Annotated in this window: 8 protein-coding genes; 1 reads left to right on the plus strand and 7 read right to left on the minus strand. The window is 59.4% G+C overall.

The features are described 5' to 3' along the window. The 7 genes from AB5Y91_RS07280 to AB5Y91_RS07310 all read right to left on the minus strand — a co-directional run. Positions 1-1,594 (minus strand): retention module-containing protein (locus tag AB5Y91_RS07280; RefSeq protein WP_368169425.1); only part of this gene is annotated, 1,594 nt, incomplete at its 3' end. A gap of 269 nt (positions 1,595-1,863) precedes the next feature. Further along, a complete protein-coding gene (locus AB5Y91_RS07285) occupies positions 1,864-3,789 on the minus strand; it encodes an EAL domain-containing protein (RefSeq protein WP_106886470.1) in 1,926 nt (641 codons plus the stop codon). A gap of 3 nt (positions 3,790-3,792) precedes the next feature. Beyond that, on the minus strand, positions 3,793-4,461 hold the full coding sequence (locus AB5Y91_RS07290; RefSeq protein WP_171277254.1) for a transglutaminase-like cysteine peptidase: 669 nt from the start codon (positions 4,459-4,461) through the stop codon (positions 3,793-3,795). Positions 4,462-4,662: 201 nt separating this feature from the next. After that, on the minus strand, positions 4,663-5,994 hold the full coding sequence (locus AB5Y91_RS07295) for a TolC family outer membrane protein (RefSeq protein WP_106886469.1): 1,332 nt from the start codon (positions 5,992-5,994) through the stop codon (positions 4,663-4,665). A 35-nt stretch (positions 5,995-6,029) separates the two neighbouring features. Continuing rightward, positions 6,030-7,445, minus strand: a complete 1,416-nt coding sequence (locus AB5Y91_RS07300; RefSeq protein WP_368169426.1) for an HlyD family type I secretion periplasmic adaptor subunit — start codon at positions 7,443-7,445, stop codon at positions 6,030-6,032. Further along, positions 7,438-9,582 (minus strand): type I secretion system permease/ATPase, encoded by a 2,145-nt coding sequence (locus AB5Y91_RS07305; RefSeq protein WP_106886467.1) that lies wholly within the window; start codon positions 9,580-9,582, stop codon positions 7,438-7,440. Before AB5Y91_RS07305 ends, AB5Y91_RS07300 begins: the two co-directional genes overlap by 8 nt. A gap of 362 nt (positions 9,583-9,944) precedes the next feature. After that, a complete protein-coding gene (locus AB5Y91_RS07310) occupies positions 9,945-10,889 on the minus strand; it encodes a TIGR01212 family radical SAM protein (protein WP_368169427.1) in 945 nt (314 codons plus the stop codon). Positions 10,890-11,501: 612 nt separating this feature from the next. Here AB5Y91_RS07310 and gltB point away from each other — a divergent pair. Then, positions 11,502-15,959, plus strand: coding sequence for a glutamate synthase large subunit (gltB, locus tag AB5Y91_RS07315; RefSeq protein ID WP_139745158.1), 4,458 nt, complete (start codon positions 11,502-11,504; stop codon positions 15,957-15,959). Positions 15,960-15,971 lie beyond the last annotated feature (12 nt).

Genomic DNA, 15,971 nt, shown 5'->3' on the forward strand with positions numbered 1-15,971 from the left:
AGCTCACCCCGTTGGCGCTGCCGGTGATGACATTGCCCACTTGATTGAGCAGGATCTGAGTACCCTGGCCATTGGCGGCCTGCGGATCAACCGCATAGAGGCCGCTCGCCACATTGCTGCCATTGAGGGCCAGGTTGTAGCCGATGTTGCCCGCACCATCCGCACCGAACGCATGGCTGAACTGGGCTTGCACCACGGCTGCCGCCAGGGTCGCACTACCTATGCCATCGCTGTCTGCACCATCCAAGGCAGGCAAGCTCTCGTCCACGCTGACCACACCCAGCTCACCGGCCCCAGGGAGCAGGCGCACGCTGGGTACGTCATCCAGTATCACCACATCCAGACTGGCACTGGTGCTGTCACCGTCGCTGTCCGTCAGCACAACATTGAAACTGTCGGTCAGGGCAGTGTCATTGGCAGGCTGGGTGTGAGCCTCGTTATCGCTCAGGGTATAGCTGTAAGTCACAGTGCCGGCGCCTGTCACCGGGTTGTAGCTGATGCCTGTCACCAACAGCTGATTGCCCAGAGGGCTCGGGATCGCCTGCGGGAAACTGCTGATGACCTGACCGTTACTGATGAGTACCACGCCACCCAGAGTCAGGCTCTGGATGCCATCTGCCGCATTGAAGGTGAAGGCGCCGCTCTTGGTCAGGCCAGCAGCATCCGGGCTGCTGCCATCGGGCAGTGCCGCTTCATTCAGAACAAGCTCGCCCCCTTCGACCTGCAGCCCGCCCAAGGAGACTGTTTCATCCGTAGGGGTAATGGTGATGGTCAGAATGGAGTTATTGGTATCATCGCCATCTGTCACTATGTAGTTGGCTGGCGGCACAGGGCCTGTGTAATTGAGTGCCGGAGTGAAGGTGTAGGAGCCGTCGGCATTGATGATGAGGGTGCCTATCCCGTCCAATGAGCTCTCGACACCGGCTAGAATGCCGATATTGCTGCCCCAGCTATAGGAGACAATGGATGCGTCGAAAGGGCCGTCGGAGTTGCTGCTGTTGAGCAGCAGGTTGCCACTGATGGCTTGGTCTTCCTGGGTGACTTCAGATTCATCCAGATCATCGAGCTCATTCTCTGGCAGAAGATCGTCTTCCTGCAGCACATTCTGATCGAGCAAGGCGTCATAGCTGGTATCAAATCCGGCCTCGGCTATGGTCGCATCACCGACACGATCGATGACGACAAAGCCGCCGTTGCCACTGGCCCCCGCGACCCCGCCGATGCCGCCACCCCCACCTGCGGCAGGCGCCCCGCCGGCTGCGGCGGCTTCAAAGTCCTTGGTCGGGTCGACCCCTTGCAGGATGGATTCTTGCAAGGCCGCAATTTCTGGAGGAAGGTTGCTGTTCTCGGCCGATGATGAGGGTTGCCCTTCGGCCGGTATATCTGTCTCGGCGGGGGCGGCTGCGGCCTGCCCGGGGTTGTCATCGTAGGGTGCCAACATCAATTTCGCATCGTCGGCAATATTGAGCTTGGCGCCCGGTTGCAATATCTCACCAGGCTGGAGAGGACGGCTGCTGCCATCGGCAAGCAGGATCTGAACATTGCCTTCCACGGAAGAGACGACGACGGTTTTGTCGATGATTTGGGTGCGCATATCCATTGCTCCAGGGTGACAGATCTTGATGCCTACACTCTAGATGCGCGCCCATCGAGCTTCAGTTGCAAAAATGTACAACATTGAATCTGTTTGGCTTCATCCGATGCAGCGAATCGAATGAATGTTTTTTACACAGACAAATCAATACACTAACAACTCGCCTTTCAGCCCTTCTGCATGTTCATCGCAGCAAAGCACCTTCATATATTCTAAATGGATATAAAAAAGGGCCCTCATTGGGGCCCTTTTCAATATGATTGCGTGATTCACGGCAGTGGGAATGCCGGATGAACGAAGCCTTGATAACCGTCTATATGCAGACTGGCCAGCACCTCGACCTGCTGCTGATCCTCCACTCGGGTGGCGATGGTCGTGACACCCGCATTGTGGGCGGCCCGGCAGACCGCAGCCAGGAAGGAGGTATCGGCTCCCGGCTCCATGACCTGGCTGGTATAGCCGTGATCCACCTTGACGTAGGCAGGGGCCAGTTCCTCCAGATATCCGAGGGACTGGAAGTGGCGACCATAGTGATCGACCCCCCACAGGAAGCCCTGCTCTCGCAGCACCTCGACCAGGTTGGTCACATGCTGCTTGTGTTTCATGATGGCGGCCTCAGGGATCTCGAACAGCAGTCTCTCCTTCAACTCGCCATTCACAGCCAGATAGCCGCTCAGCCAGGTCAGGAACTCATCCGAACAGAGCGACCCTGCGGTGATGTTGACCGCGAGCACCAGCTCGGATTGCTGCTTGAACAAGGGCACGCAGGCTTCCAGAACGGCCTTGTCAAACTCGGCCCCCATCTGGAACTGCTCTATGGCGGGCAAGAACTGGCCTGCGAAATAGTCGGTCCCATCGCGCGAGATGGAAGCGAACAGCTCCGCATGCAGGCGCGTACCATCATCGAAACGACAGGCAGGCTGCGCCTTGAAGCGCCACAGGTTTCGGGCCATTGCATCCTGTACCAGATCACGCCAGGCCAGGCGCCCCATCAACCCCTGATCCGAGCCCCCTTCCATGACGACGGCACCCCGCCGCTCGTTGCGCGCCTTGCCCAGCGCATTGTCCGCCTTGGTCAGCAGGGCGGAGAGGTCATCATCGCCATCACGGCCGGCGATCCCGACCACGGAGAGCGCACCGCTCTCACCCATGGGATTGACCACCAGATCGGCGATACGGCTATTGATAAGCTCAGCCAGATCCTTGAGCTGCGACAGATCATCGGTAGGACAGAGCAGGGCGTATTCGGTGGCCGAGATCCGGGCCAGCGCCGCACCATCCCAGCCGTCCAGCAGCTCCCTGAGCACCTGGGCGATAGACTTGACCATGTTGTCCCGCGCCGCATAGCCTTCCTCACGATAGAGATCGTCCAGCATGTCGACGGCCACCAGCATGACGCCCCCCTGTCCCGCTTCGGCGATCCAGGCATTGACCTGTCCCACGAAGTAGGAGCGGTTGCCGAGCCCGGAGACCGCATCCACATAGACCCGGGCGCGCAGATTCTCGGCTTCATCGGCCTGCTCCTTGAACTGCACCGCCAGCTTGCTCGAGAGGGTGTTGATGGCCTGCACCACCTGTTTCAACTCGCGGCTCTTGGGCTCGGGAATGGTGTGTCCGAAGTGGTGCAGCTCAATCTCGACCGCCTGCTCGCAGATGAGCTTGAGCGGTTTGAGCAGGTAGTTGAGTGCCCGCATCAGCAGAATGGTGGTGATCAGGAAGCCCACCAGGAACCAGGTCGCCAGCTCGCTCATCCCCTTCCAGAGCTCGTAGTAGGCCTGTCCCGGATGGCCCACTATCTTCAGCTTGCCCAGTTGCAACCAGCCCGAGGTCAGAATGGATTCGTTGGATACCTCAGGAAAGAGGCCCAGCTCGATGAACCACTGCGGTACCCCCTGAATGTTGCTACTGTTTTCAAGTTCGATGACATCCTTGGAAGCCAGCAGATCGAGTCGGACCAGTCGATAGTAGCCGCCGTCGAACACGGCCTTCATGACGGATTCGGCACTCACCTTGTCCCCGTTCTCCAGATACGGCGTCAACGCCAGACCCAGGGCGGTGGAGGTGTTGATGACTGTGGTCTCCTGCTGCTGCGCCAGATAGTTGCGGGTCGAATTGAACTGTACCCAGTAGGTGGCGGCAAACAGCAATCCGAACAGTAACAGCATGGTTGCCAATAGTTGTCTGTAGAGCGTCATAGGTTAATCATCCAAATTCACCACAGGCCGAGCCAATCGCCCTGAAGTCATGCGATTGCGTAAGTCAGTCCATAATCCCAAGCGGGATGATTGCCCGGCCAGTTCCCCTTGACCACGCGCCTTCATCAACCACAAGTGACTACCGTTAAAGCTGTAAATTGGCACCAGATCCGCCCGCTGACTGGCCGGGCGAATGGCACCGACGAGATTGTCCAGAATGAGAGGCACTGATGCTGGCGTCTCATAATAGGCAACAACCATATGAAACTGGTTATAATCCAATGCCTTGACATATACCATCCGCATTTTTTCATCCGGGATGCCAAGCTCCAGCAGCGTAAAGTATTTGGAAATGCTGAAGTCTTCACAATCTCCGCCAGCCGCCCCCAAAAACTCCAGCGGGGTAGCCCAGTAATCCTTCTTGCGCCACAGCTTGATGTCATCGATAAACCGCATCTGATTGAAAAACTGGTTCACCTTCTCCAGCTTCTGCCGCTCCGTCAGACCCGCAGCCCGGTTCTGCATGGCCAGCGTGCGCCAGCTGGTGACCCGCTTGCCTGCACGAGGGCCATAGGTCTCCTCCGCCCGCTTGACCAGCTTCAGATCTTCCGACGACAAGGGCTGGCTGGCGCTGAGCAGCAGAGGGATAGACAGCAGCACCAGCCACAACAGCTGGAGCCGCCAACGCTGCACGGGGCTGATGAGCCATGCTGGCCAGAAGAGCCTGCGGCTCCCTGCCTTGCACCACGATGTCACATGTTTCCCCTGCGGCATGCCATTGCAATCTTCAGTTGAAAGCCAAATACATAAAAGAATGACTGCAGCAAGCTGCAGCCATTTCTTCTGACTGATATGGCATCAGCACGATGACCATCAGTTGTTGTTGGCCTGCCAATCAGCGGGCTGCTGTACATTCATGGCATTGAGCAGTCCCCCGGTGGCATTGAGGATACGGTAATCCGCCAGCAGGGAGTCATACTCGGCCGTGATGTAGCTGCGGCGAGCCTCGAACAGTTCGTTCTCCGTGTTCAGCACGTCCAGCAAGGTCCGTTGTCCCAGACCAAACTGCTTCTTGTACGCCTGTACGGTGTCGTAGCTGGCGTCCACGTGCTCTTTCAGGAAGACTTTCTGCTTGGCCAGCGACTCCTTGGCATTCCAGGCGAGGCGGGTCCCCTCTTCCACCTGACGGAAGGCATTCAGGTGAATGTCTTTTGCCTGGGAATAGAGTGCCGAGGTGGCCTTGCTTTCAGCCAGATCGGAGCCGCCACGGAACAGGTTGTAACGCATCCGGACCATGGCTGTGAGGTCGTCGTTGCGTCCTTTGACCGCATCGATGTCCTCGTTCCAGTTCTGATCCACCTCGAAGGCCACGTTCGGGTAGAACCCGGACTTGGATCCTTCATGCTGATACTTGGCCTCTTCGATGTCTTGCAGGGAGGACAGCAGGGTCGGGTGAACCTCGGTGGCCGTCTTCAGCGCGTCCTCCAGAGTGGCCGGGATCAACTGGCTGTTGGGAGCCGGCTGCACCAGATCCTTGGGCACCTCATTCACGACCCGGATGAACTCGCTCTCGGCATCCCGATAGTTGTTCTCCGCGGCCGCCTGGTTGGAGTAGGCTCGTGCCACACGACCATCGATCTGGGTCTGGTCCGCGGTCGAGCCCAAACCTGAGTCTGTCCGTTTCTGGATGTCGCTGCGGATCTGCTCGTGGGTTTCCAGGTTCTGCTTGGACAGCTCCAGGATCTCCTGCTGACGCAGCATGTTGAGGTACACCTCGGCCACACGCAGCGCCGTGTTCTCCGCCTCGGAGATCATGGCCAGACGCTGGGCCTGGGCGGCGGCATCGGTCCGGGCCACATTGCTGCTGACATCGAAGCCGTCAAACAGCATCTGGCGCAGACTGATCCCGGCCTCTTTACGAGTCATGGAATCATCGATCGTCTGCGAGTTGGCACCCGCCGCACGGGTCGAGGGGCTGTCGGTCTTCTCGTAACCAACGCCGCCACGCAGATCTATGGTGGGATAGTAGCCGCCCTTGGCTCCATCATGCTGGTACAGTCGTGCCTGATAGAGATCAAAAGCTTCCTTGATTTTCGGATGGGTAGCCAGTGACTGTGCCACTGACTGTTCCAGTGTCTGTGCCTGGCTCAGGCCCGGGAACAGTATGGTGCCACTAACCAGCATGGCAACAATCGTCTTCTTCATGGTATCTCCAGTCATGTTGTTTTTAGATTGTTGGCTTATCGTTCTCTCAGTGCCGACTGCTTAGCCCGCAGGATGGGCTTGAGCAAGTAGTCTAGGACACTTTTTTTGCCAGTAATGATATCTGCACTGGCTAACATACCGGGGATGATGGGAAGTGCGTTAAGCTCATCGCCCAGATAACTCTTCTCGGTACGCACCCGAACCAGATAGAAGGAGTTGCCCTCCTCATCCTGGATCGAGTCGGCACTTATCTGTTCAACCTTGCCATGTAAACCTCCATAAACAGTGAAATCATAAGCGGTTATCTTGACCACGGCCTCCAGCCCGGGTCGCAGGAAGGCTATGTCCTTGGGTGATACCTTGGCTTCCACCAGCAGGGTATCCTCCAGCGGCACTATCTCCATCAGATCCATGCCAGGCTGTACGACCCCTCCCAGGGTATTGATCTTGAGCTTCTTGATGGTGCCCTTGAGCGGCGCTATCACGCTGGTGCGATCGACCCTGTCCCGCAGACCGACCTGGCCTTCGGACAACTGGCTCAGCTTGCCCTGACGTTCATTGAGCTCGGTCTGGGAGTCCGCTCTGAACTTCAAGGCGATGTCATTGCGCTTGGAGATGGTCTCCCGCAGCACCGAGTTGAGTTTGGGGATGAGCAGGCGGTTGGCTTCCAGCTCGCCCTGCATCTCGTTGACCTGCCGCTCCAGTTTAATTAGCTCCACTTGAGGAACTATACCCTCTTTTGCGAGAGGCCGGCTGATGTTCAACTCCTGGCGGGCCAGATCCACGCTGCGACTCACTGTCCGTATCTTGGCATTGAGCTCTATGGTCTCCTGCTCCTTCTGCTCGATCTGCTGACCGAGAATGTAGAGCTGGTTGTTCAAATTGTTGAGCCGCTCGTCCTGTACCGACTTTTCACGGGCCACGTATTCCGCAAAGACGTTCTCGAACCCTTCGGGGAAGACGATGGGCTGCTTGTCGATGACCACCTGCTCACGCCAGCCGAGGTTGGGTTCTCTCTTGACCACCACACTGCGGATCTCGGCACGCAGACGGGCGATGTCGCCCTTGAGGATCACCAGCTCCTGTTCACGCTCGCGAAAATCCGACTTGAAGCGGGTATCGTCTATGCGCAGCAGCGGCTGCCCCTCCTCGACTATGTCACCCTCTTTGACGAAGATCTCCTTGACGATCCCCCCTTCCAAGTTCTGGATCACCTGCAGTTGGCGGGACGGAATGACCTTGCCCTGGCCGACGGTGACCTCGTCAAGCTCGGCCCAGGCGGCCCAGATGATGGCACTCATGAAGAACAGGAAACAGGCCCAGAGCAGCACCTTGGCGCGGGTTGGCGTGCTCAGCAAGACGGCGGCGGCACCGTCGTCGACATACTCGAGGTGCTCGGGGGCGGGCAACACTGTGTCTGGTGTCGTTTTCTTGAACCAGTTGTTAGCCATTGGCCGTCTCCTGCACCCGCACCTTGCCTTCCTTCAGTTGTTGCAGCACCGTCTCCTTGGGGCCGTCAGCCACTATCTTCCCCTGCTCCACGACGATGACCCGGGAGGCCACGTCCAGCATGGAGGTCTTGTGGGTAATGAGGATCAGCGTGGTTTCAGGACCCAGTCTTGCCAGCTCCTGCTTCACATGCATCTCTGACTGGTTGTCCATGTTGGACGTTGGCTCATCCATCACCAGGATGGGCGGATCGTTGAGCAAGGCACGAGCCAGCAAAATGGCCTGGCGCTGACCACCCGAGAGCTGACGCCCTCCCTCGCCTATCTGCCGGTCCAGCCCATTGGGATCCCGATTGGTAAAGTTGGTGACGCCAGCCCGCTTGGCGGCGCGCACGACCCGAGCATCATCCACCAGCGGGTTGCCCAGCATGATGTTGTCTCGCACCGAGCCAAAGAAGAGAGTCACGTCCTGCGGCACACAGCCGATGTTGCGACGGATGGCGGCCGGCGCCAGCTGATCCAGCTCGAAGCCATCGAGGCGCACCAGACCGTCCGTCGGTCGGTAGAGCCCCATCAGCAGCTTCTCAAGGGTGGTCTTGCCCGCCCCGATCCGCCCTATGATGGCCACCTTCTCCCCCGGCTCGATGCGCAGGTTGATGTTGTGCAGTGTGCTGCTTTCCATGCCCGGGTATTTGAAGGAGACGTTTTCGAACTCGATGCGGCCCTGGATGATGGGGTGGTGAATGTACTGCTTGCCCTCCTCCTGCTCGCCCGGCGTCATCATGATCTTCTCCAGGATCTCCAGGGCAGACTTGGCCTGGTTGTAGCGGGTCGACAGCACGGAGAGCTGAACCATGGGAGCGATGGCGCGGCTGGACAGCATGACGGCGGCGATCATGCCCCCCATGGTCACCAGCCCTTCGGAGATCTGGTAGACCCCGACGATGACCAACCCCACAGTCACCACCTGCTGGATATAGCTCGCCAGAGAGGACATGGAATTGGTGATGCGACGGGTCTGCACGCCCCAGGTCGAGATGTGGGACACAGCCTGCTCCCAGCGGTGCTGGAACATGCTCTCGGCGCCGAAGATCTTGACGGTCTCAAGGCCGGAGATGCTTTCGATCAGGTTGGCGTTCTTCTGGGAGGCCAGGCGGGAACCCTCCTCGATGGACTGCTTGAGCGGTGCCTGGATATAGAAGCTGTAGGCCACCAGGATCAGCATGGCGACGATGGGCACCACCACCATGACACCGGCAAACAGCCAGATGATGAAGAGGAAGAAGACCGCAAACGGCAGATCAATCAGGGTCGATACGGTGGCGGAGGTGAAGAACTCCCGTACCGATTCAAACTCCTGCAGATGCTTGGCGAACGCCCCCGTCGAGGCAGGGCGGGACTCCATCTTCATCCCCATGACCTTGGCAAAGATCTTGGCCGACAGCAGCACATCCGATTTCTTGCCGGCAATGTCGATGAAGTAGCTGCGCAACTGGCGCATCACGAAGTCAAAGGTAAACACTACCATGGCCCCTACCGCCAGCACCCAGAGGGAGTCGAACGCCAGGTTGGGCACTATCTTGTCGTAGACATTCATGGTGAACAGAGGGCTGGCCACCGCAAAGAGGTTGATGAGAATGGAGGCAATCAGCACATCGCGATAGATGCCGCGAGATTCAAACAGCGTGCTCCAGAACCAGTGACCATCCCGGGTCTCCAGCACCTTGGGGGAGCGTTCATCAAACTTGAACTGCTTCTTGACGAAGAACAGCCGGCCGTTGTACTCGTCGCCCAGCTGGGCTGTGCTGACCCACTGCGCCGCATCACCGGCCTGGGGGAAGATGACCTTGGCCTGGCTCCTGTCCTTGTTCCACTCCAGCAGGATGCAGGCGCCGCCCTGCCGCGTCTGCAAGACGCAGGGCAACAGCAGGGGAGAGATGTTTTCGAGTGGCTGGATCACCTCACGGGCGGACAAACCGCCACGCTCGGCAGCGCGACTGAAGAGTGCCGTACTCAGACGGCCCGAGACCAGTGGCAAGCCCGTGGTGAGGGCATCCTGACTATTGGGTACGCCATAAAAACGGGTCAAAAAGACCAAGCATTCCAATAGTTCATCTATATGGCTGGTTTCTGCTTGCATAGCATCCTGTCAAAACATGATTCAGACGGTTGTCGCAGGGAAATCATCACCCGGAACCTGGTGGCGACCTGTGAATGCAGAGCAGATCCCATCATCGCGAACCGACAACCCAATTAGCGCACTGGGCAATGACATCCAATGCCATCGCCAGACTCACACATCGTCAAGCCGGGAAGAGAGGAGCCACGCACGTCATCTGATGACGGCAAGGAGTGCGAGATATCCTGCCCGGTCCATTAATTACTAAAGAGTTATTGATAACAATATCTTTTTCAAGCCGACCATCTTATCAAGGCGACTTGAACGAAACTATACTGCAAAGACTGAATTTCATCTAATAACCCTCTGTTTTTTTAATGAAATTAGAGTTGCCACTCATTAAAAGGAGCGAGCGAGAAGGGTCGGCCCAGGGCAGCCCCCTGGGGGCCTGATCGAGTCAGTTCAGCGGCAATTTCTGCCATGGCGGTCCAGCGATTCTCACACCAGGCTGGGGCCAGCAGGGTCGGACGGCGTGCCGACGCCGAGATGCGGTGATAGACCACCTCGGGGGGCGTGTGCTGGATCATGGCCACAGCCGCCTCCACATAGTGTTCCAGCGTCAGCACCTCCAGCCGCCCAGCCTGCCACGCCTTGCCGAGGGTGCTCCCCTCCACCACGTGGAGCGGATGCAGCTTGATCCCCTCGACCCCGGTCGCAACGATGCGATGCAGGGTATCGAGGCTATCCATGGGCACCTCACCGGGCAGACCGACAATCAGATGGGCACAGACCTTGATACCGCGATGATGGGCACGTCTTACCGCATCCTCATAAGCGGCATAACCGTGGCCGCGATTGATCCGTTGCAGTGTCTTGTCGCTTGCACTTTGCAGCCCCAGCTCCAGCCACACCTCGTAGCCACGGGCCTGATAGCCCGCCAGCAGATCCAGCACCGCATCCGGCACGCAATCGGGCCGGGTCCCGACACAGAGCCCCACCATGTCGCTGACCGACAACGCCTCCTCATACATGCGTTGCAGGTATTCCACCTCGGCATAGGTGCTGGTATAGGCCTGAAAGTAGGCGAGATAGCGCTTGGCTCGGGTCACTTCGTCCCGGCGCGCCAGCAGTTGTTGCACGACAGAAAGCTGCTGGGTCGATTCGTCGGCGAAAGAGGAGACATTGCAGAAGGTGCAGCCGCCGCGGCCCAGGGTGCCGTCCCGGTTCGGGCAGGTGAAGGCGCCGTGAATGGAGAGTTTGTGGATCTTCTGGCCGTGGCGCTGCTTGAGATCCTGGCCGAATGTATTGATGAGTTCGTGTAACTGCATGACACCTCCGATATGAGCTGTCATTGTACTGGCAGAGGCTCCCCGCCAGGCTGAGCTGGATCAAGCCCTCTCGCCCCCAAAAACCATATAAATATTCACATTGCGTGCGATAAATACCCACAGACAGGGTTTTAAGGTTACTTTTGGAAACCACAGACCTTCGACAAAGAGGGGAAAGTGGAACTATGCCTCCCCTCTAACCGGCTGTTAGCACTGCAAAAATCTCGCTTAGCCCGCATCCGGATAAATGCAAGACGCAGGATCCTGAAATGTGATCCCCGCCCGCCCCCGCCGGGATGAATTGGTAAAATTACTACAGTTCAGCGTCGCAAAGCAGTCAACCGCCAAATCCATCATTATTAGTTCAATCAACTTTAAAAAATAAGTTTAATGGATTTTTGTATAGCAAAAACTGGATTGAGTCTCTGAAACCCGCATTTTGTTATGGCGGTGTAACATTGCAAACAAGCGGGATGTCCAATTGACCTTGCCCGAAAATCCCATTAGTTTGGAGATTCGCCACCTCAGGCGGACGGAACCACAAGAGCCAATCGCAATTTATGCAGTCTGTCGATGACAGTGCGATGGAAGGCCGAGCAAGGGAGAAATGCAATGTCACTATATGATCCAAAGCTGGAGAGGGATAACTGTGGCTTCGGCCTGTTGGCCCACATGGAAGGGGAAGCCAGCCACAAGCTTGTCCGTCTCGCGATGTCAGCCTTGGCTCGCATGCAGCACCGCGGCGGTATCTCCGCCGACGGCAAGACCGGCGATGGCTGTGGTCTGCTGCTGCAAAAACCGGACAGCTTCTATCGCGCTGTCGCCGAAGAGAAGGGATGGCACCTGGGCCGCAACTATGCGGTCGGCATGCTGTTCCTGAACCCGGACCCCGTATTGGCCCAGCAGACCCGCGACATCATCGACGAGGAGCTGGAAAGAGAGACCCTGAGTCTGGTCGGTTGGCGCAAGGTGCCCATCGATACCAATGTGCTCGGTCCCATCGCCAAGGCGTCCCTGCCAAGCATTGAACAGGTCTTTGTCAACGCGCCGCCAGGCTGGGTCGACAAGGATCTCGAGCGCCGCCTCTATATAGTGCGCCGCCGCATCGAGAAGCGCATCAGCGACGACTACTTCTATGTGGTCAGCCTCTCCAACCTGGTCACCGTCTATAAAGGACTGTGCATGCCGGTGGATTTGCCGCGTTTCTATCTGGATCTCGCCGACATCCGCATGCAGGCCGCCATCTGCGTGTTCCACCAGCGTTTCTCCACCAACACCAGCCCACGCTGGCCGCTGGCGCAACCCTTCCGCTACCTCGCCCACAACGGCGAGATCAACACCATAGCCGGCAACCGCCAGTGGGCCAAGGCGCGCAGCTACAAGTTCGCCACCCCGCTGATCCCGGATCTGCAAGAGGCAGCCCCCTTCGTCAACACCACTGGGTCGGATTCCTCCAGCCTCGACAACATGCTGGATCTCTTCCTGGCCGGTGGCATGGACCTGTTCCGCGCCATGCGCCTGCTGATCCCGCCAGCATGGCAGAAGCACCCGAACATGGATGACGATCTGCGCGCCTTCTATGACTTCAACTCCATGCACATGGAGCCCTGGGATGGCCCCGCCGGCATCGTCATGACAGATGGCCGCTACGCCACCTGCGCCCTGGACCGTAACGGCCTGCGCCCGGCCCGCTACGTCATCACCAAGGACAAGTTCATCACCCTCGCGTCTGAGGTCGGCACCTGGGACTACACCCCGGACGAAGTGCTGGAGAAGGGCCGGGTCGGCCCGGGCGAGCTGTTCGTGGTGGATACCAGCAACGGCAAGGTGTGGACCAGCTTCGAGATCGATGACGATCTCAAGAGCCGTCACACATACAAGCAGTGGATGGACAAGCACTGCAAGCGACTGGTGCCGTTCGAGCAGATGGATGACGCCAGCACAGGCGCCCGCGAGCTCCCTGACGATCAGCTCAAGACCTATCAGAAACTGTTCGGCTACTCCTACGAGGAGCTGGATCAAATCATTCGCGTGCTCGGCGAGAACGGCCAGGAGGCGGTGGGCTCCATGGGGGATGACACCCCGATGGCGGTGCTCTCCTCCAGCCAGCGTACCCTTTACGACTACTTCCGCCAGATGTTCGCCCAGGTGACCAACCCGCCCATAGATCCGCTGCGGGAAAACCACGTCATGTCGCTGGCCACCTGTATAGGTCGCGAGCAGAACGTGTTCAACGAGACCTTCGGCCACGCCCACCGGGTGCTGTTCCAGTCGCCTATCCTGCTCTACTCCGACTTCCACCAGCTGCTGGCACTGGAAGGGGAGCACTACCGTCATGCGGTGCTGAGCCTCAACTACCAGCCCGAAGAGGGGCTGCAGGCAGCGCTGGAGCGGCTCTGTGCCGACGCGGCCGACAAGGCCCGCAATGGCACCGTGCTGCTGGTGCTGTCTGACAGAGACATCAGTGCCGACACCCTGCCCATTCCGGCCGCCATGGCGGTGGGCGCGGTGCAACGCACCCTGGTGGACAACAACCTGCGCTGCGACGCCAATATCCTGGTGGAGACCGCCAGCGTGCGCGACCCGCACCACTTCGCCGTGCTGCTGGGCTTTGGCGCCACCGCCATCTATCCCTATCTCGCCTACGAGACCCTGGCCAAACAGGTCGAGGAAGGGGTGCTGAAGATGAGCCTGCGCCAGGCCATGCTCAACTACCGTAACGGCATCAACAAGGGCCTCTACAAGGTGATGTCCAAGATGGGCATCAGCACGGTCGCAAGCTACCGCTGCTCCCAGCTGTTCGAAGCCGTGGGTCTGTCCAGCTCCGTGGTCGAGCTCTGCTTCCGCGGCGTATCGAGCCGCATTCAGGGAGCCGACTTTACCGACATCCAGCAGGATCAGGTCAATCTGGCACGCCAGGCCTGGCTCGGCCGCAAGCCGCTGACCCAGGGCGGCCTGCTCAAATTCGTCCACGGCGGCGAGTACCACACCTACAACCCGGACGTGGTGCAGACCCTGCAAGTGGCGGTGCGCTCCGGCAACTACGCCGATTACAAGGAATACGCGCGTCTCGTGAACGAACGCCCCGTCGCCACCTTGCGCGATCTGCTCGTCCTCAAGCAGGGAACGACGCCGGTTGCGCTGGAGCAGGTTGAGCCCGCCGCCAAGCTGTTCCCCCGCTTCGACTCCGCCGCCATGTCCATAGGCGCGCTGGGCCCTGAGGCGCACGAGGCGCTGGCTGTGGCCATGAACCGGCTCGGCGGTCAGAGCAACTCGGGCGAAGGCGGTGAAGATCCCAAGCGCTTTGGCACCGAGAAGAATTCCCGCATCAAGCAGGTGGCCTCGGGGCGCTTCGGCGTCACCCCCCACTACCTGATGAACGCGGACGTGGTGCAGATCAAGGTGGCCCAGGGCGCCAAGCCCGGTGAAGGTGGCCAGCTGCCCGGTGACAAGGTGACGGCCCAGATAGCCAAGCTGCGTTATTCCGTGCCCGGCGTGACCCTGATCTCCCCGCCGCCGCACCACGACATCTACTCCATCGAGGACTTGGCCCAGCTCATCTTCGACATCAAGCAGATCAACCCGGACTGCCTGGTGTCGGTCAAGCTGGTGTCCGAGCCCGGCGTCGGCACCATAGCCTGCGGCGTGGCCAAGGCCTATGCGGACTTCATCACCGTCTCCGGTTATGACGGTGGCACAGGTGCAAGCCCGCTCAGTTCGGTCAAATACGCCGGCTCTCCCTGGGAGCTGGGGCTAGCCGAGACCCAACAGGCCCTGGTGGCCAACGGCCTGCGCCACAAGGTGCGGCTGCAGGTGGATGGCGGTCTCAAAACCGGTCTGGACATCATCAAGGCGGCCATCCTCGGCGCCGAAAGCTTCGGCTTCGGCACCGGCCCCATGGTGGCGCTCGGCTGCAAATACCTGCGTATCTGCCACCTGAACAATTGCGCCACCGGCGTCGCCACCCAGGATGAGAAGCTGCGTCGCGAGCACTTCACCGGCCTGCCGGAGATGGTGATGAACTACTTCAAGTTCATCGCCGAAGAGACCCGCGAGCTGATGGCAGAGCTCGGCGTCACCCAGCTCACCGACCTCATCGGTCGCACCGATCTGCTGGAGGCCCTGCCCGGCCTCACCGCCCGTCAGGCCAAGCTGGACTTGTCCGGCATTCTGGCAAGCCCGGTGGCACCGGCAGGCTCCAGCCTGTTCAGCCAGCAGCACAACCCGACTTTCGACAAGGGCCCGCTCAACCTCAAGATGGTGGACGACCTGCTGGAGGCGGTGGAAAACATGAGCGGTGGCGAGTTCCGCTACGACATCCGCAACACCGACCGCTCTGTGGGTGCGCGCCTGTCCGGCGAGATAGTCAAACGTCACGGCAACCAGGGCATGGCCGCCGATCCGGTGCGGGTCCACTTCAACGGTACCGCAGGCCAGAGCTTCGGCGTCTGGAACGCGGGCGGCCTCGAGATGATACTCACGGGTGACGCCAACGACTACGTGGGCAAGGGGATGACCGGCGGCAAGCTGGTGGTCAAACCCCATGTCGGCGTAGCCTTCAAGTCCCATGAGGCGGCCATCATAGGCAACACCTGCCTCTATGGCGCCACCGGCGGCAAGCTCTACGCCGCAGGTACCGCGGGCGAGCGCTTCGCGGTGCGCAACTCAGGGGCCCTCGCGGTGGTCGAGGGGATAGGCGACAACGGCTGTGAATATATGACAGGCGGCATCGTCACCATACTCGGTACCACGGGCGTCAACTTCGCGGCGGGCATGACAGGCGGCTTTGCCTACGTGCTCGACGAGTGCGGCAACTTTGCCAAGCGCACCAACCCCGAGCTGGTGGAACTGTTGGACGTGGCGGATCTTGCCATCCATCAGGAGCACCTGCGCGGCATCATCACGGCGCACCTCAACGAGACAGGCAGCTCGCGCGCCGAGGAGATCCTGGCCAACTTCGACTCCTATGTGCCCAAGTTCAGGCTGATCAAGCCCAAGTCCAGCGACGTCAAGTCCCTGCTTGGCCACACCAGCCGCTCTAGTGCAGAACTCAGAATCCAGGCGCAATAAGGAGGGAACCCT

This window comes from Aeromonas sp. R4-3, assembly GCF_040908275.1.
Taxonomy (GTDB): domain Bacteria; phylum Pseudomonadota; class Gammaproteobacteria; order Enterobacterales; family Aeromonadaceae; genus Aeromonas; species Aeromonas rivipollensis.

What these genes read in the sequence shown, in the direction of transcription:
- AB5Y91_RS07285 (WP_106886470.1), bottom strand. Translation starts at nt 3,789, where the DNA reads ATGACGCTCTACAGACAACTATTGGCAACCATGCTGTTACTGTTCGGA.
- AB5Y91_RS07295 (WP_106886469.1), bottom strand. Translation starts at nt 5,994, where the DNA reads ATGAAGAAGACGATTGTTGCCATGCTGGTTAGTGGCACCATACTGTTC.
- AB5Y91_RS07300 (WP_368169426.1), bottom strand. Translation starts at nt 7,445, where the DNA reads ATGGCTAACAACTGGTTCAAGAAAACGACACCAGACACAGTGTTGCCC.
- AB5Y91_RS07305 (WP_106886467.1), bottom strand. Translation starts at nt 9,582, where the DNA reads ATGCAAGCAGAAACCAGCCATATAGATGAACTATTGGAATGCTTGGTC.
- AB5Y91_RS07310 (WP_368169427.1), bottom strand. Translation starts at nt 10,889, where the DNA reads ATGCAGTTACACGAACTCATCAATACATTCGGCCAGGATCTCAAGCAG.
- gltB (WP_139745158.1), top strand. Translation starts at nt 11,502, where the DNA reads ATGTCACTATATGATCCAAAGCTGGAGAGGGATAACTGTGGCTTCGGC.